A 25,396-nucleotide genomic window follows, 5' to 3' on the forward strand; every position below is an offset into this window, starting at 1 on the left:
GGCCTGCCGTGCTGGTGTCCATGTCGGCCGTGCTGCTGCTCGGCCTGCTGATCTGGTTCCTTCTGCGCATCCGGTACCTCAGGTGGGCCGACGCGCTGATCTGCGGAGCCTTCGGCTTCCTGCTCGCCCGGACCGTGGCCGCGCCCGTGGTTCAGGCCCTCCTCGACGGAGTGAACGGCTTCCTCGGCCAACTCCGCTTCTGATCCGCCCCATCCACGAACAGAGAAGGGGACTCCCTGTGTCCGACTACGTCATCCGCTCCGGTGACCGTGCCGCCTTCCTGGCCGGCCTGCGGCAGCTGGTGGACTTCCTGACCGCCAATCCGGCCGCTGTCGTGCCGCGTCACGCGGCCGTCGTGGTCCTGGTCGACGCCTCCGACTCCGTCGCTCGCCTCGACGGTGTGCGGTCCGTCGCCGCTCCGCTCGGTGTGCCGACCGAGGACATCGGTCGCGGCTACTTCGACGCACGGCGCGACTTCGGACCGATCTCGTACGGAGTTGTCGGGATCCCTCCCGAGGAACGGCAGTGATCGCCCGTACGACGGGCTCCCGACGGGGCGCGAAGTCGCCAAACCCGACCCCGCCAGGAACCCACTCCATCCGCCACGTGAGCAGTGAAAGGAGTACTCACACTTTGTCCACCGCGCATCATTCGCGCAAATTCCCGTCGCTCGACTGCGAACTCAGGCAGCGTGACGCGCAGGTCGCGACCTGCGCCGGACGGGAACAGATCGTCCTCGTCGAACTTGACGGAACCGAGCAGTGGCTGTGTCCCGCGCACGCGGCGGCCGTCTGGCTTACGGACCCGACGCTTCGCTTCAGCGCCAAGACTCGGCCGGAGGGGATCTCGGCCGTGATGGGGCAGGCGTTCGGCGGCGGGGGTGGTCGCCGATGACCACTGCGCTTCCGCAGGGCGTTGCTGCTCTCGTCGGCAGGGCGTCGGATCCGGGGTTCACGGCCTGGCGCCGGAACATCATCCGCCTCGGTGGCTGTACCAACCCGATTCACCTGGTCGGCGCGGCAACCGTCTACGACACGACAACCGGCGCAGCCCTCCTCTCCTACGGCTCCGATGTCTATGGAGGGCGGCTGCTCACCGCGTGCGGCAACCGGCGTGCGACGGTCTGCCCGGCCTGCTCGGCTGTGTACCGGGCGGACACGTACCAACTCGTCCGGGCCGGACTCGTCGGAGGTAAGGAGGTGCCGGAGGCGGTGGGCGGTCACCCGCAGGTGTTCGCCACGCTCACCGCTCCCGGCTTCGGCCCTGTCCACACCCGGCGGGAACGGGATGGGCATGTGCGGGTCTGACCGGCCTCGCCGGATCGAGGAGCGTTGTCCGCACGGGAACCCGGCCGGATGCCGAGACCGGCACCCGGCGCACGATCCCCGTCTCGGGGAACCGCTCTGCCCACGCTGCTACGACTACGCCGGGGCTGTGCTGTGGCATGCGCTCGCCGGTCGGCTCTGGCACCGGTTCGGATTGGAGCTGCGGCGGGAGGTCGCCCGGCGGGCCGGTTTGTCGCGTTCGGAGTTCGGGGACGTCGCCCGGCTCTCGTACGCGAAAGTCGCCGAGTACCAGCGGCGGGGACTGATCCACTTCCATGCCGTCATCCGGCTCGACGGTCCGGACGGTCCCGGCTCGGCTCCACCCGGCTGGGCGACCGTGCCGCTCTTGGTGGACGCGGTACGGGCCGTCGTCGGTCGGGTGCGGCTGAGCGCTCCCGGTGCGGGCGTAGTCGGTCCGCGGATGCTGCGCTTCGGCACTCAGGTCGATGTACGCCCGGTCACCTCGTACGGTCGGGGCCCGGGGGAGCGGCCCGCTTCTGCGGGGGCCGTGGCGGGCTACATCGCCAAGTACGCCACCAAGGGTGCGGAGTCCGCCGGCGCGGTGGATGGCCGCATTCATCGCGCGCGGGACATGGTCGTGCTGCCGGTGCGCGCGCATGTGCTGCGCATGATCAGCACGTGCTGGTGGCTCGGCGGCCTAGCGGAGTTCGAGTCGCTCGGGCTGCGCCGCTGGGCCCACATGCTCGGGTACGGCGGTCACTTCTCCACCAAATCGCGTCGCTACTCGACTACCCTGACCGCGCTCCGGCAGGCCCGTGCCGACCATCGCGCGGAGCAGCAGCGGGCCTCCCTCGGCCTGGCCGACTACCCCACGGTCACGATCGGCGAGTGGCGTTACGCCGGGCGCGGCTACTCGCCGGAAGCGGCTCTCCTGGCTGCCTCGGTGCGGGAGGGCGGTGGTCTCCATGGCACGTGACAGCCGCGCGAAGTCTGGCGAGCTGCTCACGGTCCGCCAGGTGCTCGACGAACTGGGCGGCATCTCAAGGCGCACCTTCTACCGCTGGCGTGAACTGCGCCTCGCTCCGGCCTGTATCCGGCTGCCGAACGGGGAGCTGAGAGTTCGCCGAGACGTGCTCGACGAGTGGTTGGAACAGCGGGCAGAGGGGGCGGCGTCGTGAAGTCGTACAAGGCTTCCGTCTGGAAGCTGTCGGTCAACAAGACCACCAAGAAGCCGACCTACCTCGTGCGCTGGGTGGTCGACGGACAACCGTTCAGCGAGTCGTACAAGACCAAGACACTGGCCGACCGCTTCCGGGCCAAGCTGGTGCGCGCGCTCGACAAGGGCGAGCCGTTCGACACCGTCACCGGTCTGCCCGACTCGCTGCGCGGCGGTAAGGCGGCGCTGTCCTTCCTCGACCTGGCAGTGAGGTACGTGGATGCCCGGTGGGCGGAGGCGTCGGCCAAGCAGCGGGACAGCATGACCGATGCGCTGGCGACGGTCGTTCCCGTTCTGGTGAAGCCGGGGCGGGGGCGGCCCGCTCCCGAGGTGCTGCGGCGTGCGCTGCGGTCGTACGTCCTGCCTGTGCCTCGTAGGGAGCGTGAGAGGCCTGAGGAGATCAGTGCGGCGGTGAAGTGGATCGAGAAGGCGTCGCTGCCGGTGGCGGAGTTGCAGGAGATCACCCGTGCGCACGACCTGATCGATGCGCTGAGTCGGCGGTTGGATGGCAAGCCCGCGGCGACGCAGACATACCGGCGGCGGCGGGCCGTGGTCTTCAATGCGCTTGAGTACGCGGTGGAACTGGAGTACCTGCCGTCCAACCCGTTGAGCCGGGTCCGGCGTAAGCGGGGCAAGCGCGCGTTGCAGGAGGTTGATCGCCGGGTGGTCGTCAACCCTCGGCAGGCACGGGAACTGCTGACCGCGCTCACGTACGTGGGTGGCTACGACCGGGCGAGCGGCCGGCGGCTACGGGCGTTCTTCGGGTGCTTGTACTACGCGGCCATGCGACCTGGGGAGGCCCTCGGCCTTCGCCGCTCCGACTGCACGCTTCCGGCATCAGGCTGGGGCCGCATAGAGCTGGCGGAGACCCGCCCCACGGCAGGCAAGGCGTGGACGGACTCCGGGGAGGCGCACGACCGGCGCGGCCTGAAGCAGCGGTCCCACGGGGAGGTACGGACCGTGCCGATTCCGCCTCCGCTGGTGCGGCTGCTCCGCGAGCACCTGGAGGAGTTCGGCACGGCGAAGGACGGCCGGCTGTTCTCCAGTGAGCGGGGCAACGTGATCGCGGCGTCCTCGTACTCCCGAGCGTGGAAACAGGCGCGGGAACTGGCGCTCGTGCCCGATCAAGTGTCCTCGGTCCTGGCCTTCCGGCCGTACGACCTCCGGCACGCGGGTGTCTCCCAGTGGCTCAACTCCGGAGTGCCTGCGCCGGAGGTCGCCGCTCGTGCGGGCCACTCGGTGGACGTGCTGCTGAAGATCTACGCCAAGTGCATCGACGGCCAGGAGCAGGAGATGAACGACCGCATCATGCAAGGGCTGGGGGAGGGGGACGACCCTACGGACTGACAGCCGACCATGATCGACCGGCCCATGCCCCGGACCGTGAGAGGTCCGGGGCTTCGGCCTGTCCACGGGTGGTCCACAGGGCTACTCTCAAGGTCGGCGAAACGGCATGTGACCAGCGACGAAGCCCACCAAGATCAACACGCTATTACAACGTGATCACTGGCAAACAACTGCTTCCGGCGGCATTCGCCTGCACACACAACAAGACCCCGCACTCAGCAAACGCGCTGATGGCGGGGTCTTTAGGCACTTCCTGCGAAGTGCCCCCGGCAGGATTCGAACCTGCGCACACGGCTCCGGAGGCCTCTTCGGTCCCATGCATGCGCGCAGGTCAGAGTGCTCTAGTGCCGCCACTGAACGAGGCTAGTCCATGGATAGTCCACGGCTCGTGGGCACTGCCTCCGGCGCGATACCTACGGGGCATCGAGCCCTCCTGGGTCGCGCCGCAGTTTCTCGACCTTCCTGAGGAAGTCCTGATGTGCCTGATCAGTCTGTTCCAACAGGTCGTACCAGCTACGCCGTTCGACGTTCACACTCTCTTTGAGGAGTCTGCGGTTGGTGCGACTCAGCCGATCAATGTGATCGACAATGAAGGTGAGCCGGCGGATTGGGAAGGTAGCCCCAAATTCCGGAGTATCGTCAAGGAATTCTTCGAGGCTTTCCAGATAGTCGACCGCCCTGGTGAATTCGTCGTCTGTGAGGTGGTAGTCGACTCGTTTGATCTCAACCACCCAGATGGTACCTCGGGGGCCGTTGAGGAGTACGAAATCTGGTCGGCGCTCCGGGTCGCGGATCGCAGTGGTAGCGATCAGCTGGTTCGATTTCTTGAAGTACCAAGACTCGAAACTGTTGCGGACACGTTCGAGTGCATCGTTCATGCCCAGCGGGGTCCATTCGGGAGCCAGGAGCCACGGAGCTTTCTCGATGAGTTCTTGAAGGGGACGTTCTAGCGTGGCTCCATCTGTGATCAGCTGTCGCAGTCTGGTGACGACCTCCACCCGTTCCTGCGCTACTTGGCCGAGAGCATAAAACTCTGCGACTCTGGCCTTCTGGAATAGTGCGAGAACTATGTCGAGCGGACTATCTACTTCCTTAGAAACTTGGTGCAGCGTTTCCAAGAGCTCCTTGTGCGGTGCGATGTTCTTGGACAGTTGAAGGTAGCGCTCAACTCGCTGAGGGTCCGAGGCTGCTTCGCGGTCGCTGTCGGCGACCAGAACACGAAAAGCCTCCTTTACCGAATTTCGGTACTGCGGGTCGCCAGGGGCCTCGACTAGAAGTCGGGCATCAAGATCCGCGGCCTGCTCGAAAACCTCACGCGTCCGCCTCTGGACTGATGACCTGCCCCGCTTGGCGAGCTCCTTGACCTGTTTCGCGCCCCACGTCTGCAGGACTTGGCCAAGGTCGGAGGTCCAGATGATGTCCTGCCGGTCGGACCGGACTAGGTCCTCGTCTTCGTCCAGCCACTCAACGTGGATCTCACCCGTTAAGTACGATCGAACGCTCCATTCCCCTGTGAAACCAGAGGTCGCGCCGAAGTCCCGAGTCGTGGCCACGATCTTTCCGCGAGCATAGATGCGCACACCGGCCATGACCTCGTCTTTGTACGGGTTCTTCGCGAAGGCGAGCCATCCTGACACGGGAAGCGGATCAGAACCCTCTGGGCCGATGAGGGTTCGGTCGAACGTGACCTTGGTGTCCTCCTGAAGGTCAATACTCAACTCGCCGAGACGAAAAGACTCCTGTGCAAGCCCAGGGAGTGCTTCACTTTCTCGGGTATTGAATATCTCGACATCCCAGTCGTCGCGGCGAATGCCGAAGCGAGCGCAGAGCTGCCGGTGCAGTTCTTCCCCCTTGGGGACCAGCTTTCGGTTGAAATCTGTGAGACGAATACTCGTGCCGTGATGTTCCCGAAACGTACCGTCGAGATGGCCCACTTCAGGAAGGTAGTCGTCCTCGGAGTCAAACATCATGTCGTCGAGGTGCAGCTTTATGTGGGACACCCGGTATCCCTGGACGGTCGGCTCGCCCCCAGCTGTGATTACCTCAACCGTCCGACAGATCCCGAAGGGCGCCAGCTTCCCAATGCCCTTCCTGCCCATGACGCGTCGCCCCTTGAGGCGGGAAGTGTCCTTGCCGAAGCGCCCCCGCCGATCGGAACCGACAAGCAAGTAATGGGTGTTGACCTCATCGGCCGTCATCCCGTGCCCGTTGTCCTCCACGGAGATCTCATACTGATCCGCGACCGGCTTGCCGGCCGGTGAGGCAAGCCAAGTACCAAACGGCAGGCGGACCTTCACCTCTGTGGCATCCGCGTCGTAGGCGTTGGCGATGATCTCGGCGAGGACTGCGGAGACGCGGTCGTACAGCTTGATGCCGAGCTTGTCGACTGTGAGCCGGCTGATCCGCATGCGGTAGGGGCCGGTGGCATCGCCTGGGCCGGGAGCGCTCCTACCGGAAACGTCGTGGCTCCGGTCTTTCTGCCTTGGCACTGCTGGGAAGAGGCCATCAGTCTCCGGCCGCTCCGGACCCACGTGCGTCACGAACCCACCCCCCGGTGTCATCAAGTACCCGCCAGCTAAGCACAGCTGAAGGGCCGTCAAAAAGATGTACCTGATGCGCTGACGTCCTGACAGACTAAGATCACGCCATGCCCACGTACAGCGCTGTGGATCTGTTCGCTGGGGCGGGGGGCGCAACACGAGGCCTGAGGGATGCAGGTTTCGCGATGCTCGCCGCCGTGGAGAATGACCTGGAGGCGGCCGGAACCTACCGTAGGAACCACCCCAGAGTGGCCCTCTTCGTTGAGGACATCCGCACTGTGGAACCGCAGGCACTCCTTGCCGGCACCGCTCTCTCTCCAGGGGAACTTGATCTGCTCAAGGCCTGCCCGCCCTGTCAGGGGTTCTCTACCCTCGCCAAGGGCCTGGTCGACGAGCGTCGGAACGACCTTGTGCTGGATACCTTCCGCTTCGTCGAAGCGCTGCGGCCGCGAGTCGTCTTGCTTGAGAACGTCCCGGGACTGGCCAGGGATCGTCGACTACCCAACCTCCAACGCATGCTGGAGGAGGCTGGGTATCAAATAAAGACAAGCACAATGGACGCCGCCGCGTTCGGGGTGCCCCAGCGTCGCAAGCGCTTCATATGCTTCGCCGTCAGGGAAGATGTCCCCTTCGCGTTCGACGGCAACCTCACGGATCTGTTGCCTCGCAGCTTCCAGAGGGCCCAGCGGACCGCCGGGCAGGCGCTCGCACACCTGGCGCGCCGTTCCCGTCCCGACGACCCGCTGAACGTGCACCGCAAGAGCTCGGCCTCCGTCGAAGCGCGGATTGCAGCCATTCCGGTGGGTGGCAACCGTTTCGATCTACCGGAGGAGCACCAACTGGACTGCCACAAGCGACTAGCTTCGCGCAACGCCGGTTCTTCTTATGGCAGGGTCAAGCTTGATGAACCTGCCCCGACCATGACCACACGGTGCACGACTCCAGCCTGTGGCACATTCATACATCCGACCGAGAACCGTGGTTTGACACTGCGTGAGGCAGCCACGTTTCAGACGTTTCCAGTGAACTACAAGTTCTACGGTCACTACGGTTCTATCGAGCGCCAGATCGGCAATGCCGTCCCGGTACGCATGGCGAAGGGGCTTGGGCTGATCGCCTCCACCATCCTGAGCGGATCGCTCGCTTGAAGCACATGCACGGGCGGGAGACCGACTTGGGCCGCTGCTCGGCGCTGGGCTGATGTGCCTCTCGCCTGCTGCGATGGTCCACAGACGTCCACTTGTCTTTGTGCGTGGGCGCTTATCCACGCAGTTAGAGACTCACCGCCCTACCCCATGGCGTAGGCACCGGGCATCCCGTTCATGATGGTCTGTCAGGGGCGACCACACACACGGGTGTCTCGCTGTACTCCCACAGGCCTCAGCAACACTGCCACTGCTGTTGACCAGAGCAAGCCGCGGCGGCCGACCCGCGAAGACAGCGCCCGAGCTCCCAGCTTTGGAAGCTGCGATCCGTTGGGGACGGTGAGGGCGCTGACCTGGGCAGACGGCTGGACACAGCCCTGTAGCGCTCGGCGGCCTTCACCGTGAGTCCCCGCGGGATCTAGTGCGCTTGTGGTGCGGCCGTGGTGGGTGCGCACAGCCGCCCCCGGTCAGCTCTTCAGCTTCTTCGAGAGAACCAACGTCAGCTGCTGAGAGCGAACTCGGCGTGACCCCAGGTCGGACGAGTTTCGGATGCCCGACGTGTACTCTTCGACGATCCCCTCGACTTCATCGGCCGTCATGTCGAGCGCATTTGCAAGAGATGCCAAAAGATCGACAGCTTCTCCGTTCTCGCCATTGCGCTTCCTGGCCGAGACCGCACGCTGAAACAGGTCTAGAAGTTCCCGAATCTCTGCTTTCTGGCTCGGGGTGGCGTTTCCTAGTTCCTCGCGCAGTTTCCAGGAGGCATGTAGCAGCGTGAACATGTCGACGATGTTCGACCATCTGGTTCGGCCAACCCACTTTATGGTTTCACTGAGGAGCGTCAGCAGTTCGAGAAACTCCACCGAACGGTCCTGGTATTCCTCGAAATCTGCGGAAATCTTGTCATAGCGTTCGTTGAGTTCGGTCTTTTTGTTAGACAGCCCGAAGATGCAGGTGCCGAAGACCTCGGCATAGAATTCCAGATCGCCACCCCGTTTGCGTCGCTCACCACTGAAGACGCCGGATACTGTGCTGATTTGATGAGCTGCGCAGTCTTTGAGGAAGTCGTTGAACGGCCCAGGTAGCAAAGCGTTTCGGAGCTCTTGTTCCGTCAGTACCATGTTGACCCTGTTGACGCGAGCAAAAACTGCGCGCACAAACTCGTCAGCAAGGTTGGAGAGGCGTCGAATCGGGAAACGGTATTGAAAGAACTCTTGACGTACGTCATCGGGTAGATCCTTGAAGAATTTCCCCTCGAACTTCCCGCTTAGTGTCTCGTCCTCCAGCCCGTCCAGCGGAAACTTGTTTTTCAGGAAATCAAGCAACGAGGTGAGGCGCTGCTGGCCGTCGACAACGGACGCGATCTGCTCCCCATCCGGCGATGTCTCATACGAGAGGTAAATCTCCGGGATCGGATACCCGAGGAGGATAGTCTCCATCAAGGACACCTTGGCGCGTTCGGGCCAAACAGCCTGGCGCTGATACTCGGGCTGGAGGATCAGCTCGCCGGACTTGTCCAGTGACCGGAACTCCGCCACCGTTTTCGACTCGATCTCGAACTTGAGTCCGTGATCAGCCATGGTGCACGCCCTCCTCAATCGCGCGATCGCGCGCGATGTTCACACTTTTCACCTGATAGCTTCTGAGTGACCTATGGTTACGGTACAGGCGATAATTGATCTCGCAGTTCCTGAAGGCGCTACCGAGATCCTGGATAAAGATATCTCTGGACCGTGACCACTGCTCGCCGAAGGACAACCGTGGCAGTACGATGTCGAGGGCGATGCACTCCTCGAAAACCAGCTTGCGCAGGTAGTTCTTCTTCTGGGAGAAGAGCTCGTCCTCGATTATCTCTCGAAGCTCACTCCATGCCGTGTCGAACAGCTCTGGTGAGATAATCGCGATGTCCAAGTCCGAACCTTCATGGAATTTCCTGAAGTTCTTCTTCGGGTTCATGGAGTATCCCAGACGAGCGCTTCCGACCAGTTGGACAGCCATCGGATCCACGCCCAGCTCGGTTGCAACCAGATGCCGCCATTTGATGTAGTCGATTTCTTGAGGCCACACTGCCGGTGTTCCGTCGAACAGTCGGGCGGTTACAAAGTAATCAACTTCCTGTCCCAGAGATCTGAATTCCTTCCAGAATTCGGGCAGCCCTGAAACATCGTCCATCGTGTCCCCTCAGCGAGCGTCGAGCTGAGCCAGTGTGTGCTGCAACCGTTACATCTGCGCTGCACCCGGTTGAAAGTCATACCCGGAACCACTGCCTCGCGCGCGGTGGCCGTGCGATCTCCCAGGAAATCGTGCGACGATCCTAGCGCGTTTCATCACCCCGCAGGTCTGATTGGTTCGGGCTGTTCCCCGTCGCCCACCACCCTGCAGGTGGAGGTCAGTCGGCTGTACTGCTGAGGTCAACGAACCTACTCCCGGGAAGACTGCGGCTTGTCTGTTAGCGGTCCTTGCCGAGAGTGGGAAGGCCGCCACGGAAGGGGCGGTATGCGGAGCCGTTCGCGCGGGGTGTAATGCCGAGTTGCTTCTTCAGTGCGGCCAGGCGCTCCGCGTCCGCATCCGCCTGCTGGGCTTCGTCCTCGGTGGCCCGTAGCCGTGCGGCCTCCGCGTCGGAAACGATCCGCTTGGCCTTCCCCGTGTGGATGTCCTCTGTCTCTAGGAGAAACCCGAGACCCCACAGTCGGTACCGATCGGCGGCCTCGTTGTCGCTGTTCTCGAGGGCTTCGCGCTGCTGCGCTTCGTACAGTCGGGCCATGTCGACGCAGAGGGTGTGCCGGCTTCTACCGATCCACGTTTTCCCAGACATGGTGTTGTCGCTGGCCCCCATGGTCCCCCCTCGTCGCCTCTGTGACGGATCGTAGGCGCCTGCTCGTGAGAACGGGAGACTTTCGTGGAACGGCGTAGAGCAAGCTTGGGCAGGGGACTCGTTCGGACTGTCAGCGACGGCCGATGCCTGCGGTGCGAGACGATGAACTCGCCTCAATCAGATTAACGCGCGTGAACGCGGGCTTGTTTCTGCCGCGCAGGTCGGCGGAGCGGGTTTGGGGTGGCGCTGCTTTGGCGCGAGTGATCATGGCCCCGTAAGCTTCCGGCGCGTCGGGCAGTCTGTGGACCTGCCCGGTAAAGCACGACGTTGGGGCCATGATCTTCGAGGCTCGCGCCCAAGTGGCTCCGTAAAGCCGTGGAGCCGACCGCCCCAGCCACGACGTACCTCTTCTCTGGCATCAGGTGGCTGATTGCTGTGCGCGCGGCACGGGCGCCGGCCGGGCTGGAGCGGGGCGCAGACAGGAGCGCAGGCCCGGCCGGGGGCCGGGCCGCGTGCGGTGAGCGGAGCGAGCCGCCTTGAAACCAGTAGAGAAAGTTGTAACTCAGTCCGTGGTGCGGGGCTTGAAGTCGTACGCGCAGGCTGGGAGATCGACGCCATGACGGTGAGCCATCGGTAGGAAGACCACTGGCCGGATCGTCCATGTGATGCGGGTGCTGGCGTGGGTCAGAGAGACCGTGCAGGGTTCCATGCGTAAGAGGGCTCGTCGCGTATCGATGCGGCCGTCGTAGAGCCAGGCCCATGCCTCGTCGGAGGCGTCCGGGTCGAGTGCTGGTGAGATGGTGCGCAGGGCGACCGCTACCCATCTGTCTGCCTGTGGTGCCGAGTAGGCGTCGAAGGATGCCCGGAGTGCCGGCCACCCTGCCTCGTCGTTGACGTCCTGTGTCCAGCACTCGCACCAGAAGCCCCGCTGGGGCTTGTCCATCAGCACAGGTGTCCTCCCGGCTGGGTGCCCATGAAGAGTTCGGCGGTGACGGTGTAGCCGCTGTGGTTTCCGTGGACGACGACCCGGTGCGCGATGACGCTGACCATGCCCAAGCCGCGGCCGTGTACCGCGTCCATGCTCGGCTGCTCGACCTTCGGGGCCGTACCCGTCCCTCCCTCGTCGGTGACCGACAGGGCGACCACCTTGGGGGAAACCGCGAGGGCCAGGTGAAAGCTGCCGACCCTGCCGCTCGCCGTGTGAAGGATCGCGTTCGCGCTCAGCTCGCTCACGATCAGTTCGGCGTCGTCGGCCAGGGGAGATCCGCGCAGGATGTCCCGTGTCCAGCGCCGGGCCCGGCTGACCTCTTCCGGAAAACCTGGGCAAGTGAGTCCCCAGACCCGGGCGGTGCTCGTATACTCGTGCATACAAGTTCCTTCGTGCTGGTAGGCCGCCATGTGCAGCGGGTTCGGGCTAGACGAGTTTCACGCCGTCGTGGGCGCGGATGGCCGGCGGGGAAACCGCGTCCAATGCGTCCAGGACGCGGATCGCGTACGCCTCGTCGGCGAGTTCGATGACTTCTTCACGGGTGGCCCAGCGCAGTGCGCGGGTCTCGTCCCCTGTGGTGGGCGTGCCGTCGGCGGCCTCACAGCGGAAGACCATGGAGACGATCAAGCCCTTCATGTTCTTGTAGATCCCGGTCAGGGTCGCGGGAAGCGCGATCTTGATGCCGGTTTCTTCGAGAACTTCGCGCTGGAGGGCCTCGGGGATGGTCTCCTCGCGTTCGAGGATTCCGCCCGGGGGTTCCCAGTGGCCGTTGTCGCGGCGCTTGATCAAGAGGGCGCGGTCCTGGTCGTCGACGATGACTCCGGCGACGCTCACGGAGTGCGGACGGTCGGTGCTCACGTTCCTCTGCCCTCTCGGCTGGCTAGGCTCTCCACCGTAGCAACAAAGCTCGCCCACTCGTCTAGATACCTAAAGGAGTACACGTGCCCTCTCTTTCCTCCGGCCTCCTTGGCGACCTCGACCCCACGAGCGATCGTGCGGTCTTCCGGCAGATCGCCGACCAGCTGCGCGAGGCCATCGACCGTGGGCGATTCAAGGAAGGCGAAAAGCTGCCCTCCGAAGCGGAGCTTGTCGAGCATTACGGGGTTTCCCGTATGACGGTTCGAAACTCCTTCTCCGTCCTCCAGGGCGAGGGCCTGGTGCACGCCGAGCACGGCAAGGGCGTCTTCGTACGACCACGACCGCCTGTACGGCGGCTCGCCTCCGACCGGTTCGCCCGGCGCCACCGCGAGCAGGGGAAGTCCGCGTTCATCGTGGAGGCCGACGCCGCCGGCAGTCACCCTCAGGTGGACAGCCTGGAGGTCAAGGAGGAGAAGGCCAGCCAGGATGTCTCCACCCGGCTCGGGTCCGTGCGGCGGGTGCTGGCCCGGCGTCGCCGGTATTTGCTGGACGGGCGGCCCGTGGAGTTCGCTACCTCGTACCTGCCGCTCGACATCGCGCGCGGTACGCCGATCGCCGAGCCGAACCCTGGACCCGGTGGCATCTATGCCCGGCTTGAGGAGCTGGGGCACCGCCTCGACCACTTCGAGGAAGAGATCCGTGCCCGAATGCCCTCGCCTGATGAGGTTCGGACGCTGCGGCTGGCCTCCGGTGTGCCGGTCATTCACCTGATCCGTACCGCGTTCGACGGTGAGGGGCGGGCCGTGGAGGTCTGCGACACGGTGATGGCGGCCGACGCCTACGTCCTGTCGTACCAGCTCCCGGCGACGTGATCGAGTGATGGGCGGTGGTGCGCGGGGTGCTTCTCCGAACTCGTACACCCCAACACGCGTACTCGTATAGACGAGTGGGCAAGCTGTGTGGCAAGGTGGTTGCCGTTCCCGGGAGATCGGGTTCGAACGCTGCATCTTGTATAGACGAGTAGATGGGAAGAAGCTTTGCGCACCATCCGTGTAGAGACCTCGGCCGCAACGATCCTGCTGACCGAGGCCCCCGAGCCCAAGGTCCGCGACCGGCAGACCGGCGAGATCGCCAAGGACGCCACCAGCGGAGAGGCACTGATGACGATCGGCGTCGTCTACCTGGAGGACGGCGAGTCATCGCTGATCAAGGTCACCGTTCCCGAGAGCGGAGTGTCCGAGGGGCTGACGCTCGGGGCTCCGGTCTCGCTTCCGGGTCTGGTGGCCCGGCCGTGGGAGAGCGTCTTCAACGGGCAGCAGCGGCACGGCATCGCCTACCGCGCCGCCGCCGTGACTCCGGCCGCGTTCCCGGCTGCCACCGGGGCCGCTGCCTGATGACCGATCTGACGACAATCCTGGAGGTGGGTGGTCCTGTCGCCGCACTCGGCGGCGGGGCCGCCTACGCCCGGGCAAAGCATCCCGGGGTGTACTGGTCCACGGTCGGCTTGCCGATATCCACGGCCCGGCTGCTCAGCTCGTACGGCTCGGTTATGGAGGCCTGCGGCCTGACGGTGGCTCCGTCCCGGCTGCGGATGCTGGCGGTCAAGGCCACCACTCGCCGTGAAGTTCGTCCCGTACCGCCGCGTCGGGGCCTCATCCGGCCCACCTCGACCGGGCTGCGGCTCCGTCTGCGGCTCGCTCCGGGGCAGGAACCAGCCGACGTCGCCGCCTCGGCGGAACGGCTGCGGCATGCCTGGGGCGTTCACGCCGTGTACGTGACCACGGTCAAGCCGGGAGTGGTTGAGCTGCGGCTGGTCGGCTTCGACGTGCTGCGGCGAGTGCGGATGCCGCGCAAGGTGGACGCCAAGTTCCTTCAGGTGCCGGTGGCCCTGCGGGAGGACGCCATGCCGTTCATACGCGACTACCGGACCGTGCCCCACCAACTCACCCTCGGCGCCACGCTGTCGGGCAAGTCCATGTACCTGCGGCACCTGATCGCCGGACTCGCCCCTCAGCCGATCGCCCTTGTCGGGATCGACTGCAAGCGCGGTGTGGAGCTGGCGCCGTTCGCGGCCCGCCTCTCCGCGCTGGCGACCGAACCGGAACAGGCAGCCGAGCTGCTGCCCGTGCTCGTGAAGGAAATGGAGGACCGATACGACCTGATCAAGGCCCGGCAAGGCATCGCCCCGGAAACCCCGGCCGAAGAGATCACCTCCGACATCTGGGGACTGCCCGAGTCCGAACGCCCCGTCCCCCTCGTGCTGTTCGTGGACGAGGTCGCCGAACTGTTCCTCGTCGCCACCAGGAAGGACGAGGAACGGCGCGACGAGATGGTCACCCAGCTCATCCGGCTCGCCCAACTCGGCCGCGCGGCCGGCATCTACCTGGAGGTCTGCGGGCAGCGCTTCGGCGCCGAGCTGGGCAAGGGCGCCACCATGCTGCGAGCCCAGTTGACCGGCCGCGTCTGCCACCGAGTGAACGACGAAGCCTCCGCGAAGATGGCGCTCGGCGACATCGCACCCGAAGCCGTCACGGCCGCCTGCGCCATCGCCCCCGAACGGCCCGGCCTCGCCGTGGCCGGTGACACCTTCGGCGGCTGGTCCCGCATCCGCACGCCGTACCTGTCCCTCGGCGACGCCGCCGAGACCTGCCGCGAGTACGCGCACCTGGTGCCGGACCTGCCCGTGCTCAAGCCCTTCCAGCCCGAGGTGACGGTACGGCCGGTCGAGTCCCCGGCCCCGATCGCCGAACCGCGCCCGGCAACCGGCTGACCTCCTCACCAACCCCGGTCGGCGTGACCGTCTCACGCCAAGTCCCTACCCCTCGCATGCCTGAATCCGGAAGGAGCCGCATCATGCGCGCCCAACTGGCCCGCGTTGACGCGGTACTCATCCAAGCCGTCATCGCCGCAGCGCTGTCCTTCGCCCACCTACACGACATTGCCTCGGCGGCCGGGCAGGACGGATGGAAAGCCTGGGCCTACCCGATCAGCGTCGACCTGCTGCTCGTCGCCGCCTGGCGGCGCCTGCGATCCGGGGAAGCGAAAGCGGCCGGGTGGTGCTGGTTCCTCATCGCGCTCACCGCCTCACTCGGAGCCAACGTCGCCACCGCCGGCCTCCTCGACATGAACCACGTCCCGCCCTGGCTGCGCATCCTCGTCGCGGGTTGGCCCGCGGTCGCCTTCCTCGGCGGCACCCTGCTTGCACACTCCGCACCGAAGACGATCGACCACGCCGCCGAACCCGACACGGACGACGACGAGGTCCACGACCAGGCAGAGGAACCAGAACTCCTCCCCGAACCACCCGTCCACCCGGCACCCGAGCAAACCCCGCCCCAGCGCCCGGTCAACGAACCGGAACCGCCTGAGCGTCCCGCCCTGCCCGTTCTGGCCGCCCTCGTCGCACACGCCCGCAAGGTCGCCGCCGAACACCACACCCGCACTGGCACACCCATCGACACCCCCACCCTCCGCGCCCGCCTCGGCGTCCCCGCCCCCATGGCCGAAGCCATCGCCACCCACCTCTGAAAGGAGACCTGCGTGACTGCCAACCGCCGCTTCCGCAACGTCGTCCGCATCGGCCCCGTCCAGGTCGGCACGTACTACGACGGCCGGGGCCAGGAGAAGCACACCGCCGCCTGCACCGCCCCGCGCTGCGGCTTCTCCACCGACTACGACGGCCGCGCCGCCGCCGAGCTGGCCGCCCGCACCCACCGCTGCCCCGTGCGCTGAAAGGACCTCGCCCATGACCGTCAGCCTGCCGCTTGTCGTCGTCCTCGGCTTCTTCGCCTGGGGAGCAGTCAGGTTCCTCGGCGTCCGCGTCTGGATCGTCGTCCTGATCGCCCTCTTCGGCTTCTGGCTCTCCCGCACCTTCCTCGCACCCGCCATCGAGTCCGGCACGCGCTCCGGCGTGACCGTCATAAACGGCTCACACACCTAGACGAGTAGATAAGGAGCCCTGACCGTGTTCCTCCCGAAGTACCCCGACAGCCCGACCCCGCCGCCCGCTCACACCCACACCCCGACCCAGACGGCACCCGTACGGCGCTCGCTGCCCTCGGTCTCCATGGATCAGAAGGCCGTCGTCGCCCTGGTCGTCGGTGGCGTCGTCCTCACCGCGCTCCTGGCCGCCGTCGCCGTTACGGCGATCTCCGTTGCCGTGGCCGCCGTCGTCCTGCGCTCCATGCTCCGCGACCACCGCCGCTGAACCGCGTCGGCCTCCGGGGCGGCGGCACACGACCAAGCATTTCGCCGCCCCGGGGCCTGTTCCTCCCGACCGAGCCAGTCAGAAGGGGAAACGCCATCTTCACCCGCACCACTCCGGCCCCACTTCCGGAACTCGCGAACCTGGCCGCGCAGGGCACGCTGCCGGGTATCCTCCGCCAGCTCTCCGGACTCGGCGGCTGTACCAACCCGATCCGCCTCGACGGCCACCGCACCGAGTACGACGTCGACACCCGCACCGGCGAGATCGGCAACGTCCTCCACCGCCTCGACTCGTCCAGCCTCCCGGCCGGTCAGCTCCTGGTCCGCTGCAACAACCGCCGCACGACCCGCTGCGCGGCATGCGCCGAGGTCTACCGCCGCGACACCTTCCACCTGATCACCTCCGGCCTGCGTGGCGGCAAGGGCATCCCCGAACACGTCGCCGCGCACCCGCGCGTGTTCGCCACCTTCACCGCGCCGAGCTTCGGCCCGGTCCACAATCGCCCTTCCAGCGGGCGCCCGTGCCGCTGCGGCACCCATCACGACCAGGACGACGACGTACTCGGCTCCCCGCTCGACCCGGACACCTACGACTACGAAGCCGCCGTGCTCTGGAACGCCCACACCGGCCCCCTGTGGCGGCGCTTCTCCACCTACCTGCGCCGAGAGGTCGCCAAGCGCGCCGGCCTCTCCCAACGGCGCTTCCGCGAGTACGCCCGCGTGAGCTTCGCCAAGGTCGCCGAGTACCAGAAGCGCGGCGCGGTCCACTTCCACGCCGTCATTCGCATCGATGGCCCCAGCGGCGGCGACACCTCACCCCCTACTTGGGCAACCGCCGAGCTGCTCACGGACGCCATCCGTGCTGCGGCCACCAAGGTCCGAGTGGACGGCCCGGTCATCGACGGCCGCACGCACACCTTCACCTTCGGCCGCCAACTCGACGTCCGCACAATCCGCTCGGCCGACTTCAACGACGGCCAGGAACTGACCGAACGGGCCGTCGCCGCCTACATCGCCAAGTACGCCACCAAGGGTGCGGAGACCGCGACGGGAGCTCTGGACCGGCCGCTCAAGTTCGCCGCCGAACTCGCCCAGCTCGACATCAGCGACCACGCCCGCCGCCTGATCCGCACCGCATGGTTCCTCGGCGCACGCAAGGACCTCGAACACCTCCGCCTGCGCGCCTGGGCCCACATGCTCGGCTTCCGCGGCCACTTCTCCACCAAGTCCCGCCGTTACTCCACGACCCTCGGTGCCCTCCGCGACGCCCGCGCCGAATGGCGCCGCGCACAAACCGCAGCAGCCAACGGCCCCGAGCCCGAGACGACGTACGTCCTCGCGCACTGGGTCTTCGCCGGTACCGGTCTGTCCGACGCCGAAGCCTGGCTGGCCGCATCCCTCGAGCCCGCCCCCGGAATGGAAGGAGAGCCGACATGGACCGTCGGCGAGACGAGCTGATGACTGTCCCGCAGATCCTCGCCGAGCTCGGCGGAGTGTCCCGGCGAACCTTCTACCGCTGGCGCGAGCTGGGGCAGGCTCCGGAAGCGATCAAGCTTCCGAATGGTGAGCTCCGCGTCTGGCGCAGCGACTTCGACGCGTGGCTCCACGGGCTCGCGGAGGCGGCGTGAAGTCGCATGACGTACGGGTGTGGGGCATCCGTAAGCGGCCGTACAAGACGCCGTCGTATGACGTGCGATGGAAGGTCGGCGATGCCCCGCCGTTCTCTGAGACCTTCAGGACGAAGGCACTCGCCGACAACTTCCGGGCCAAGCTTCTTCGGGCTGCGCAGAAGGGCGAGGCATTCGACACGGAAACCGGTCTACCGGACTCCATGGCACCCGCCAAAGCGTCTTGCACCTGGTACGACTTCGCACGGGCGTACGTCGCCATGAAGTGGCCGCACGCGGCTCCGAACTCCCGCGACAGCTTGAACGAGACGATGACGCTCGTCACGACTCAGCTGCTGGGTGATCGGCCTGGGCGTCCAGCTGACGACGTATTGCGCCGTGCGCTGCGTGGCTGGGCTTTCGTAGTCCAAGCCTCGGGCGAGGAAGATCCGCCGGTCGATATCGCGAACGCTCTTCGCTGGGTGGCCAAGGCCTCGCTGCCGTTGGCGACACTCAAGAATCCGGCGGACATCCGCCGCGTCCTCGACTCGCTCAAGCTCAAACTGTCCGGCGCTCCAGCAGCCGCCGAGACGGTACGGCGCAAGCGCGCGGTCCTCTTCAACGCCCTCGCCTACGCGGTCGAACTGGGGGAGCTCCCGGAGAACCCGGTCACGCTCGTGAAGTGGAAGCCGCCGAAGGTGACCAAGGAAGTCGACCGCCGGGTCGTGGTGAACCCTCGGCAGGCACGCGAACTCCTGGCCGCAGTCTCTTACGTCGGTGGCTACCGCAGAGCCCGTGGGCGGCGCATGGTCGCGCTCTTCGCCTGCATGTACTTCGGTGGGCTTCGGCCGGCGGAAGCTGTGGCGCTGCGCCGTCCGGACTGCACGCTGCCGAAGACCGGATGGGGTTCGCTGATCCTGGAGAAGACCCGCCCGACCGTTGGGAAGCGCTGGACCGGAACCGGGGAGGTTCACGACAACCGCGGCCTCAAGAATCGCCCCGCGAACGAAACGCGCATCGTCCCTATCCCGCCTCGCCTCGTCCGAATGCTCCTCGCCCACATCGAGGAGTTCGGCACCGCCGAGGACGGGCGGCTATTCGCCAACGAACGTGGGGGAGTGGTCGCCTCCACTACGTACTGGCGCGTCTGGGACGAGGCCCGGCACCTGGCGCTCACGCCGGAACAGGTGGCCTCGCCGCTGGCCGCTCGACCGTACGACCTGAGGCACGCCGCGCTCTCCTCCTGGCTTAATGCGGGTGTCGACCCCACTGAGGTTGCGGAGCGTGCGGGCAACAGCGTCGAAGTGCTGCTAAGCCGGTACGCGAAGTGCCTCGATGGTCGCCAGGACATCGCCAACCACCGGATCGCCGAGCTCCTCGGTGAGGGCGACGGCCAGGAGGACGAGCACAGCCACGGGGTGGCGGCGCACTCCACGCTTCCTAGTTGAGCTGGGGAAGACTGGCGGTTACGGCCGGGGCCTGCTTCGGACGGGCCCCGGCTGGTCGCGACCTTCGACGTCCTACAGGTATCGCCCACCGGTCGGCAGCGTCACGCCCCGGTCCTCGGGATGCGGGTAGTAGATGGTCGTTTCCCCGGTGCGCGGATGGTCCCGGAAGAGAGCGTGATCGAGGCTCGCCCGAGCCTGGTTGAGTGCTTGTTCGGCCGCCATGAGCTTGCGATAGGGCTCGCCCTCCACGCCGCTCCTCGGGTAGGCGTTGGCGAGCTGAGTGACACGGTGGACGAGTTCGGCGTGGATGGCCGCGAGAGTGCGGCCGAGGTCCTCGTGTTCTTCGAGGGACAGGCGTGGCTTGGTCACGGTTTCTTTTTCCTCCCGTTCGGGATGGCGCTGTCCTGTCTGGTGACGGTACGACCGGGGAGGGCGCTCCGTCCGGGAGTTTGATCAGACGGCGGTGATGGTGATAGTCGGCGAGATGATCCGAAGGAAGCGGCCTAACCCCGACACGCGCACCTGCGGCATGATGGCCCCTGGACTACGGCCCGGGGGCCTCAGTGCTTTCCGCGCCTGACCTGTGGATTCCTGGCGTGCGGCCAGTCCACGCATAGTCCACGGCACCCGACATACAGCCGCTCCGAGCGGCACACGCCTGCACATACGCGAAGACCCCGACTCCAGCTAACTCGCTGGTGGCGGGGTCTTTAGGCACCTAATCCAAGGTGCCCCCGGCAGGATTCGAACCTGCGCACACGGCTCCGGAGGCCGTTGCTCTATCCCCTGAGCTACGGGGGCGTGTCGGCCGGGGAGCTGTTGCTCGCGGCGACGGGTAGAACACTACCAGCTCCCTCGGGGTGGTCATGAACGGGTTTTCGCTGTCGGGGGCGGGGGCGGGGGTGCGGGTCGCTCGTGAGGGGTGGAAGTGGGGAAAACCGGGACGCCGTGGCCGTGCTCGACCTACTCTCGAGTTGTGCCAGGCGCGTCGGGCCGGGTGCTTGTTGTGGACGACAACAAGGTCATCCGGCAGTTGATCAGGGTCAACCTCGAGCTGGAGGGGCTGGAGGTCGTGACCGCGGCCGATGGTGTCGAGTGTCTTGATGTCATTCATCAGGTGCGGCCCGATGCCGTGACCCTCGATGTCGTCATGCCCCGGCTGGACGGGCTCAGGACCGCCGCTCGGCTGCGAGCCGATCCGCGCACTCGTGACGTGCCCCTTGCCATCGTCAGCGCCTGCAGTCATCACGAGGTCGAGGCCGGGCTCGAGGTGGGCGTCGACGCCTTCCTTTCCAAGCCCTTCGAGCCTGCCGAACTGGTGCAGATGGTGCGACAGTTGGTCGAGCGGGCTCGGGGTGGGGGGCGCCAGCGCGATGGTGGTTCCGACGCCGGTGGCGGTGGCGGTGGTGGTGCCGCCCAGGCGTCGGCAGTCGATCAGCCGGCCGTGCCGTAGTCCGGCATTCGACGGGCCGTGCCGTAGTCCGACATTCGACCGGCCGTGCGGTAGCCGGTCAGTCGGCCCGCCCGTTCCGCAGGGTCGGCACCTCCTCCCGAAGCCCGAGTCCACAACAAGCCGCCGTCAGCCCTCCGATAGTGGATCGCCCCGGCACGCCGAAGGCGGCCACCAGCCACCGGCCACCAGCCACCAGCCTCCGACCCCCCGCGTCCACATCCCGGACCCTCGCCAAACCGGCTCGCATACCCACCCCCCTCCTCCCATACGCTTGTCCCCGTGACCCCCGTCGAGCTCTCGCGCACCGTGCTGCATGCCGTGCGTCGTGCTGTCGCCGAGGGTGAGCTCTGCGTGACCGTGCCGGAGCGCGCGGTGGTCGTGCCGCCCGGCCCCGGGGGATGTGGCGACTACGCCACCAGCATCGCTCTGCAGCTGGCCCGCTCGGCGGGTGAGCCGCCGCGGCGCGTGGCCGAGATTCTGCGGGCGCGGCTTCTCGACGAGCGCCGCATCGCCGACGTCGTCGTCACCGGGCCCGGCTTCCTCAACCTCAGCCTGGAGAGCACCGCCTCCGCCGACCTTGTCGAAGAGATCCTGCGGCGCGGGCAGTGCTACGGCCACGCCGCCGGACCGAGCGGGAACAGCGTCCTGCTCCGGTGCCCGGCAGAGGTCCGTGCCGTCGTGGTCGCGGATGCCCTCGCCCGCGTGCTGCGCAGCCAGGGGGACTCGGTCCGTGTCGAGTGCGACGGCCGGCTCGATCCGCGGTGGGAATCCGTCCTCGGCGCGGACGCCACCGTCCGGGGAGGCGGGCAGGCCACCGCCGGCGGAAACGGCTCCACCACCGGCGAGGTCCACGCCACAGGCGGGCACCCCATCGACGTGGGCGACATCCCCGCCACGGGCACCTCCACCGGCGGAACCGACTCCCCCGGCGCGGACGCCCCCACCGACGCGAGCGTCACCACCGACCTAAACGACACCCTCAGCGCGGACACCCCCACCGCCGGAGACAACACTCCCGCCGCGGACACCCCCACCGACGCGGGCGTCACCTCCACCACGAGCCCCACCCCCCAAGCACCCCGCCCCCTCACCAACCACCCCGTAACCTTCCCCCCAGTACCCCTCCGCCCCGTCCCCGCCCCAACCGACCCTCTCCCCCTCGGCCGTGACGCCGCTCGTTGGGCCCTGCTGTACCCCGCCGGTCACGACCGGCCCCGTATCACCGGTGATCACCTGGTGCAGCGGGAGAGCAATCCCCTCTTCCGCGTCCGGTACGCCCACGCCCGTACCCGGGCCGTCCTGCGTAACGCCGCCGACCTGGGCTTCCACCCCGAGCCCGGTCCCGTGCGCCACAGCGACGCCTCAGTGCTGGTCGCCGCACTCGGCGATCACCCCCGCGTCCTCACCGCCGCAGCCACGCACCGCACTCCCGACCGCCTGGCCCGGCACCTCGTCGCCGTCGCCGACGCCACGCTGCCCCTGCTGGCCGCCGTGCTGCCCCTCGGTGAGGAGAAACCCTCGGCCGCCCACCGTGCCCGGCTCGCTCTCGCCGAAGCCGCCGGGACGGTGCTGGCCGGCGGCCTGTCCCTGCTCGGCATCGACGCACCCGAACACCTCTGAGAGCCAAGAAGAGGCACACGAACCATGAGCCGTTCCGCACACCCCGCCGGGCCCCGTCACGCCGATGTCCTTCCCGAGGGCCACTACTCCGCCCCGCCCGCCGACCTCAACGCGCTGGACCCCAAGGTGTGGGCCCAGACCGTGACGCGTGACGAGGAGGGCGTGGTCACCGTCGGCGGGATCCCCGTCACGCGGATCGCCGAGGAGTTCGGCACCCCCGCCTACGTCCTCGACGAGGCCGACTTCCGGGCACGCGCGCGTGCGTGGCGCGGCGCGTTCGGGACCGACGCCGACGTCTTCTACGCCGGCAAGGCGTTCCTGTCCCGTGCCGTGGTGCGCTGGCTGCACGAGGAAGGGCTGAACGTCGACGTCTGCTCCGGCGGCGAGCTGGCCACGGCACTGTCCGCGGGGATGCCCGCCGAGCGCATCGCCTTCCACGGCAACAACAAGTCCGTCGACGAGATCACCCGGGCCGTCGAGGCCGGTGTGGGGCACATCGTGCTCGATTCCTTCCAGGAGATCGTCCGCGTCGCCCACATCGCGCAGAGCCTCGGGAAGCGGCAGAAGGTCCTCATCCGGATCACCGTCGGCGTCGAGGCCCACACCCACGAGTTCATCGCCACGGCCCACGAGGACCAGAAGTTCGGCATCCCGCTGGCCGGCGGGCAGGCCGCCGAGGCCGTGCGCCGGGCCCTGCAGCTCGACGGGCTCGAGCTCGTCGGCATCCACAGCCACATCGGCTCGCAGATCTTCGACATGTCCGGCTTCGAGGTCGCCGCCCACCGGGTCGTCTCGCTCCTGAAGGCCGTCCGCGACGAGCACGGCGTGGAGCTGCCCGAGATCGACCTCGGCGGCGGGCTCGGGATCGCGTACACGAGTGACGACGACCCTCGCGAGCCGCATGAGATCGCCAAGGCGCTCAGCGAGATCGTCAGCCGTGAGTGCGAGGCCGCCCAGCTGCGCACGCCGCGCATCTCCGTCGAGCCGGGCCGGGCCATCGTCGGCCCGACCGCGTTCACGCTCTACGAGGTCGGCACCATCAAGCCCCTCGACGGGCTGCGGACGTACGTCTCCGTGGACGGCGGCATGTCGGACAACATCCGCACCGCGCTGTACGACGCCGAGTACAGCGTCGCGCTGGTCTCCCGCACCTCCGACGCCGAGCCGATGCTCGCCCGGGTCGTCGGCAAGCACTGCGAGAGCGGGGACATCGTGGTCAAGGACGCGTTCCTGCCGTCCGACCTGGCGCCGGGCGACCTCGTCGCCGTTCCGGCCACGGGCGCGTACTGCCGGTCCATGGCCAGCAACTACAACCACGTGCTGCGCCCGCCGGTCGTCGCCGTCGACGGCGGTGAGGCGCGGGTGATCGTCCGCCGTGAGACGGAGGAGGACCTGCTGCGGCTCGACGTCGGCTGAGTGAGAAGCCGAAGGTGAGGGGCGGCGGAAGATCTCCTGTCTTCGGCCGCCGCGAAAATGAAATAGACGTCTCACGATCCGGACCGGGGGCAGAAACTCCCGTCCGGTGAGTGAGACTGGTTCCACCGTAGACGGTATTGAGGAAACGAGGTCGGATGATGCGTACGCGTCCGCTGAAGGTGGCGCTGCTGGGCTGTGGAGTCGTCGGCTCAGAGGTGGCGCGCATCATGACGACGCACGCCGACGACCTCACGGCACGCATCGGGGCCCCGGTGGAGCTCGCGGGCGTCGCCGTCCGACGTCCCGACAAGGTGCGCGCGGGCATCGCCCCCGAGCTGGTCACCACCGACGCCACCGCCCTGGTCAAACGTGGCGACATCGACGTCGTGGTCGAGGTCATCGGCGGCATCGAGCCCGCCCGGACCCTCATCACCACCGCCTTCGAGCACGGCGCCTCCGTCGTCTCCGCCAACAAGGCACTGCTCGCCCAGGACGGGGCCGCCCTGCACGCCGCCGCCGGGCAGCACGACAAGGACCTCTATTACGAGGCCGCCGTCGCCGGTGCCATCCCGCTGATCCGGCCGCTGCGCGAGTCCCTCGCCGGCGACAAGATCAACCGGGTGATGGGCATCGTCAACGGCACGACGAACTTCATCCTCGACAAGATGGACTCCACGGGGGCGGGCTATCAAGAAGCCCTCGACGAGGCCACCGCCCTGGGCTACGCGGAGGCCGACCCCACCGCCGATGTCGAGGGCTTCGACGCCGCCGCCAAGGCCGCCATCCTGGCCGGTATCGCCTTCCACACGCGTGTGCGCCTCGATGACGTCTACCGCGAGGGCATGACCGAGGTCACCGCCGCCGACTTCGCCTCCGCGAGGGAGATGGGCTGCACCATCAAGCTCCTCGCCATCTGCGAGCGGGCCGCGGACGGGGCGTCCGTCACCGCGCGGGTGCACCCGGCCATGATCCCGCTGAGCCACCCGCTGGCCTCCGTGCGCGGCGCCTACAACGCCGTGTTCGTCGAGTCCGACGCCGCCGGGCAGCTCATGTTCTACGGGCCCGGAGCGGGCGGTTCCCCGACGGCCTCGGCCGTGCTCGGCGACCTCGTCGCCGTCTGCCGCAACCGGCTCAGCGGCGCGACCGGACCGGGCGAGTCCGCCTACGCCGCGCTGCGGGTGTCGCCCATGGGCGACGTGGTCACGCGCTACCACATCAGCCTCGATGTGGCCGACAAACCGGGCGTTCTCGCCCAGGTCGCGACCGTCTTCGCCGAGCACGGTGTCTCGATCGATACGGTTCGCCAGCAGGGGAAGGACGGCGAGGCGTCCCTCGTCGTCGTCACGCACCGTGCGTCCGACGCCGCCCTCACCGGGACCGTCGAGGCGTTGCGCAAGCTCGACACCGTGCGTGGTGTCGCCAGCATCATGCGGGTTGAAGGAGAGTAACCA

At 67.1% G+C, this 25,396-nt stretch carries 29 protein-coding genes, 1 tRNA gene and 1 pseudogene; 21 read left to right on the forward strand and 10 right to left on the reverse strand.

All coding sequences use genetic code 11. The annotated features are described in order from the left end of the window. Positions 1-8: 8 nt before the first annotated feature. The 6 genes and pseudogenes from ACWD1U_RS12460 (at position 9) to ACWD1U_RS12485 (ending at position 3,849) form a co-directional block, all read left to right on the forward strand. A complete protein-coding gene (locus ACWD1U_RS12460; RefSeq protein ID WP_187826519.1) occupies positions 9-203 on the forward strand; it encodes a hypothetical protein in 195 nt (64 codons plus the stop codon). A 35-nt stretch (positions 204-238) separates the two neighbouring features. After that, positions 239-529, forward strand: a complete 291-nt coding sequence (locus ACWD1U_RS12465) for a hypothetical protein (protein WP_451106850.1) — start codon at positions 239-241, stop codon at positions 527-529. Positions 530-633: 104 nt separating this feature from the next. After that, positions 634-894, forward strand: coding sequence for a hypothetical protein (locus ACWD1U_RS12470; protein WP_451106852.1), 261 nt, complete (start codon positions 634-636; stop codon positions 892-894). After that, a pseudogene (locus tag ACWD1U_RS12475) lies at positions 891-2,262 on the forward strand (replication initiator). The gene ACWD1U_RS12470 and the pseudogene ACWD1U_RS12475 overlap by 4 nt, the downstream one beginning before the upstream one ends. After that, on the forward strand, positions 2,252-2,464 hold the full coding sequence (locus ACWD1U_RS12480) for a helix-turn-helix transcriptional regulator (protein WP_451106853.1): 213 nt from the start codon (positions 2,252-2,254) through the stop codon (positions 2,462-2,464). The pseudogene ACWD1U_RS12475 and the gene ACWD1U_RS12480 overlap by 11 nt, the downstream one beginning before the upstream one ends. Then, complete coding sequence (locus tag ACWD1U_RS12485; RefSeq protein ID WP_451106854.1) at positions 2,461-3,849, forward strand: tyrosine-type recombinase/integrase; 1,389 nt, start codon at positions 2,461-2,463, stop codon at positions 3,847-3,849. Before ACWD1U_RS12480 ends, ACWD1U_RS12485 begins: the two co-directional genes overlap by 4 nt. 413 nt (positions 3,850-4,262) lie before the next feature. On the opposite strand, the gene ACWD1U_RS12490 is transcribed toward ACWD1U_RS12485, so the two are convergent. After that, positions 4,263-6,389, reverse strand: a complete 2,127-nt coding sequence (locus ACWD1U_RS12490; RefSeq protein WP_451106855.1) for an ATP-binding protein — start codon at positions 6,387-6,389, stop codon at positions 4,263-4,265. Positions 6,390-6,496: 107 nt separating this feature from the next. Here ACWD1U_RS12490 and ACWD1U_RS12495 point away from each other — a divergent pair, with 107 nt between their 5' ends. Then, positions 6,497-7,537, forward strand: coding sequence for a DNA cytosine methyltransferase (locus ACWD1U_RS12495; RefSeq protein WP_451106857.1), 1,041 nt, complete (start codon positions 6,497-6,499; stop codon positions 7,535-7,537). Between the two features lie 464 nt (positions 7,538-8,001). Here the strand turns inward: ACWD1U_RS12495 and ACWD1U_RS12500 are convergent, their stop codons facing one another. From ACWD1U_RS12500 to ACWD1U_RS12530, 7 genes are all read right to left on the reverse strand, one after another. Beyond that, entirely contained in the window at positions 8,002-9,114 is a 1,113-nt protein-coding gene (locus ACWD1U_RS12500; protein WP_451106858.1) for a DUF262 domain-containing protein, read from the reverse strand. Continuing rightward, a complete protein-coding gene (locus ACWD1U_RS12505; RefSeq protein ID WP_451106859.1) occupies positions 9,107-9,706 on the reverse strand; it encodes a hypothetical protein in 600 nt (199 codons plus the stop codon). Before ACWD1U_RS12505 ends, ACWD1U_RS12500 begins: the two co-directional genes overlap by 8 nt. A 277-nt stretch (positions 9,707-9,983) precedes the next feature. Beyond that, positions 9,984-10,298 carry a hypothetical protein gene (locus tag ACWD1U_RS12510; protein ID WP_451106861.1) on the reverse strand — a complete coding sequence of 105 codons (315 nt, stop codon included), beginning with the start codon at positions 10,296-10,298 and terminating at the stop codon, positions 9,984-9,986. Between the two features lie 613 nt (positions 10,299-10,911). Then, positions 10,912-11,292 carry a hypothetical protein gene (locus tag ACWD1U_RS12515; RefSeq protein ID WP_451106862.1) on the reverse strand — a complete coding sequence of 127 codons (381 nt, stop codon included), beginning with the start codon at positions 11,290-11,292 and terminating at the stop codon, positions 10,912-10,914. Next, entirely contained in the window at positions 11,292-11,717 is a 426-nt protein-coding gene (locus ACWD1U_RS12520; protein ID WP_451106864.1) for an ATP-binding protein, read from the reverse strand. Before ACWD1U_RS12520 ends, ACWD1U_RS12515 begins: the two co-directional genes overlap by 1 nt. A gap of 46 nt (positions 11,718-11,763) precedes the next feature. Next, positions 11,764-12,171, reverse strand: coding sequence for an NUDIX hydrolase (locus tag ACWD1U_RS12525; RefSeq protein ID WP_062931480.1), 408 nt, complete (start codon positions 12,169-12,171; stop codon positions 11,764-11,766). Positions 12,172-12,191: 20 nt separating this feature from the next. Further along, entirely contained in the window at positions 12,192-12,434 is a 243-nt protein-coding gene (locus tag ACWD1U_RS12530; protein WP_451107027.1) for a hypothetical protein, read from the reverse strand. On the opposite strand from ACWD1U_RS12530, the gene ACWD1U_RS12535 reads away from it, so the two are divergent. The 10 genes from ACWD1U_RS12535 to ACWD1U_RS12580 all read left to right on the forward strand — a co-directional run bounded on the left by ACWD1U_RS12535 (position 12,348) and on the right by ACWD1U_RS12580 (position 19,456). Next, the gene (locus ACWD1U_RS12535) at positions 12,348-13,067 is read left to right on the forward strand and encodes a GntR family transcriptional regulator (RefSeq protein ID WP_234310251.1); all 720 of its coding nucleotides are present in this window, start codon (positions 12,348-12,350) and stop codon (positions 13,065-13,067) included. The two genes, ACWD1U_RS12530 and ACWD1U_RS12535, sit on opposite strands and share 87 nt — an antisense overlap. A 165-nt stretch (positions 13,068-13,232) precedes the next feature. Further along, positions 13,233-13,589: an SCO3933 family regulatory protein gene (locus ACWD1U_RS12540; RefSeq protein WP_030851889.1), complete on the forward strand. Its 357-nt coding sequence runs from the start codon at positions 13,233-13,235 to the stop codon at positions 13,587-13,589. Continuing rightward, entirely contained in the window at positions 13,589-14,965 is a 1,377-nt protein-coding gene (locus ACWD1U_RS12545; RefSeq protein ID WP_451106866.1) for an FtsK/SpoIIIE domain-containing protein, read from the forward strand. The genes ACWD1U_RS12540 and ACWD1U_RS12545 overlap by 1 nt, the downstream gene beginning before the upstream one ends. 83 nt (positions 14,966-15,048) lie before the next feature. Next, positions 15,049-15,723 carry a DUF2637 domain-containing protein gene (locus tag ACWD1U_RS12550; protein ID WP_451106867.1) on the forward strand — a complete coding sequence of 225 codons (675 nt, stop codon included), beginning with the start codon at positions 15,049-15,051 and terminating at the stop codon, positions 15,721-15,723. Between the two features lie 12 nt (positions 15,724-15,735). Next, positions 15,736-15,927 carry a mobile element transfer protein gene (locus ACWD1U_RS12555; RefSeq protein WP_059419022.1) on the forward strand — a complete coding sequence of 64 codons (192 nt, stop codon included), beginning with the start codon at positions 15,736-15,738 and terminating at the stop codon, positions 15,925-15,927. A 13-nt stretch (positions 15,928-15,940) separates the two neighbouring features. Then, a complete protein-coding gene (locus tag ACWD1U_RS12560) occupies positions 15,941-16,135 on the forward strand; it encodes a hypothetical protein (protein ID WP_053670608.1) in 195 nt (64 codons plus the stop codon). 24 nt (positions 16,136-16,159) lie between these two features. Beyond that, positions 16,160-16,402 (forward strand): SpdD protein, encoded by a 243-nt coding sequence (locus tag ACWD1U_RS12565; RefSeq protein ID WP_451106869.1) that lies wholly within the window; start codon positions 16,160-16,162, stop codon positions 16,400-16,402. A gap of 158 nt (positions 16,403-16,560) precedes the next feature. Further along, the gene (locus ACWD1U_RS12570) at positions 16,561-17,859 is read left to right on the forward strand and encodes a replication initiator (protein ID WP_451107013.1); all 1,299 of its coding nucleotides are present in this window, start codon (positions 16,561-16,563) and stop codon (positions 17,857-17,859) included. Further along, positions 17,835-18,029 carry a helix-turn-helix transcriptional regulator gene (locus ACWD1U_RS12575; protein WP_033314625.1) on the forward strand — a complete coding sequence of 65 codons (195 nt, stop codon included), beginning with the start codon at positions 17,835-17,837 and terminating at the stop codon, positions 18,027-18,029. Before ACWD1U_RS12570 ends, ACWD1U_RS12575 begins: the two co-directional genes overlap by 25 nt. Beyond that, the gene (locus ACWD1U_RS12580) at positions 18,026-19,456 is read left to right on the forward strand and encodes a tyrosine-type recombinase/integrase (protein WP_451106871.1); all 1,431 of its coding nucleotides are present in this window, start codon (positions 18,026-18,028) and stop codon (positions 19,454-19,456) included. Before ACWD1U_RS12575 ends, ACWD1U_RS12580 begins: the two co-directional genes overlap by 4 nt. Positions 19,457-19,528: 72 nt before the next feature. Here ACWD1U_RS12580 and ACWD1U_RS12585 read toward each other — a convergent pair whose 3' ends face one another. After that, positions 19,529-19,825 (reverse strand): hypothetical protein, encoded by a 297-nt coding sequence (locus tag ACWD1U_RS12585; protein WP_451106873.1) that lies wholly within the window; start codon positions 19,823-19,825, stop codon positions 19,529-19,531. A 360-nt stretch (positions 19,826-20,185) separates the two neighbouring features. Next, positions 20,186-20,257: transfer RNA gene (locus ACWD1U_RS12590), tRNA-Arg, on the reverse strand. Between the two features lie 127 nt (positions 20,258-20,384). Between ACWD1U_RS12590 and ACWD1U_RS12595 the strand changes: the two genes are divergently transcribed. The 4 genes from ACWD1U_RS12595 to ACWD1U_RS12610 all read left to right on the forward strand — a co-directional run bounded on the left by ACWD1U_RS12595 (position 20,385) and on the right by ACWD1U_RS12610 (position 25,393). Then, positions 20,385-20,909, forward strand: coding sequence for a response regulator (locus ACWD1U_RS12595; RefSeq protein ID WP_451106875.1), 525 nt, complete (start codon positions 20,385-20,387; stop codon positions 20,907-20,909). Positions 20,910-21,188: 279 nt separating this feature from the next. Further along, positions 21,189-22,529 (forward strand): ArgS-related anticodon-binding protein NrtL, encoded by a 1,341-nt coding sequence (gene nrtL / locus ACWD1U_RS12600; RefSeq protein ID WP_451106876.1) that lies wholly within the window; start codon positions 21,189-21,191, stop codon positions 22,527-22,529. Between the two features lie 24 nt (positions 22,530-22,553). After that, entirely contained in the window at positions 22,554-23,945 is a 1,392-nt protein-coding gene (gene lysA / locus ACWD1U_RS12605; protein WP_451106878.1) for a diaminopimelate decarboxylase, read from the forward strand. Between the two features lie 155 nt (positions 23,946-24,100). Then, positions 24,101-25,393: a homoserine dehydrogenase gene (locus ACWD1U_RS12610; RefSeq protein ID WP_451106880.1), complete on the forward strand. Its 1,293-nt coding sequence runs from the start codon at positions 24,101-24,103 to the stop codon at positions 25,391-25,393. Positions 25,394-25,396: the final 3 nt, after the last annotated feature.

Source organism: Streptomyces sp. NPDC002788, from assembly GCF_053592115.1.

Coding starts and splice junctions, on each gene's coding strand:
- ACWD1U_RS12545 (WP_451106866.1), top strand. CDS start 13,589: ATGACCGATCTGACGACAATCCTGGAGGTGGGTGGTCCTGTCGCCGCA.
- ACWD1U_RS12515 (WP_451106862.1), bottom strand. CDS start 11,292: ATGGACAAGCCCCAGCGGGGCTTCTGGTGCGAGTGCTGGACACAGGAC.
- ACWD1U_RS12510 (WP_451106861.1), bottom strand. CDS start 10,298: ATGGCCCGACTGTACGAAGCGCAGCAGCGCGAAGCCCTCGAGAACAGC.
- ACWD1U_RS12500 (WP_451106858.1), bottom strand. CDS start 9,114: ATGGCTGATCACGGACTCAAGTTCGAGATCGAGTCGAAAACGGTGGCG.
- ACWD1U_RS12575 (WP_033314625.1), top strand. CDS start 17,835: ATGGACCGTCGGCGAGACGAGCTGATGACTGTCCCGCAGATCCTCGCC.
- ACWD1U_RS12495 (WP_451106857.1), top strand. CDS start 6,497: ATGCCCACGTACAGCGCTGTGGATCTGTTCGCTGGGGCGGGGGGCGCA.
- ACWD1U_RS12550 (WP_451106867.1), top strand. CDS start 15,049: ATGCGCGCCCAACTGGCCCGCGTTGACGCGGTACTCATCCAAGCCGTC.
- lysA (WP_451106878.1), top strand. CDS start 22,554: ATGAGCCGTTCCGCACACCCCGCCGGGCCCCGTCACGCCGATGTCCTT.
- ACWD1U_RS12530 (WP_451107027.1), bottom strand. CDS start 12,434: ATGCTCGACAAGCTCCGCTTCGGAGGGCAGCTTTTCGCCTTCCTTGAA.
- ACWD1U_RS12610 (WP_451106880.1), top strand. CDS start 24,101: ATGATGCGTACGCGTCCGCTGAAGGTGGCGCTGCTGGGCTGTGGAGTC.
- ACWD1U_RS12480 (WP_451106853.1), top strand. CDS start 2,252: ATGGCACGTGACAGCCGCGCGAAGTCTGGCGAGCTGCTCACGGTCCGC.
- ACWD1U_RS12560 (WP_053670608.1), top strand. CDS start 15,941: ATGACCGTCAGCCTGCCGCTTGTCGTCGTCCTCGGCTTCTTCGCCTGG.
- ACWD1U_RS12520 (WP_451106864.1), bottom strand. CDS start 11,717: ATGCACGAGTATACGAGCACCGCCCGGGTCTGGGGACTCACTTGCCCA.
- ACWD1U_RS12505 (WP_451106859.1), bottom strand. CDS start 9,706: ATGGACGATGTTTCAGGGCTGCCCGAATTCTGGAAGGAATTCAGATCT.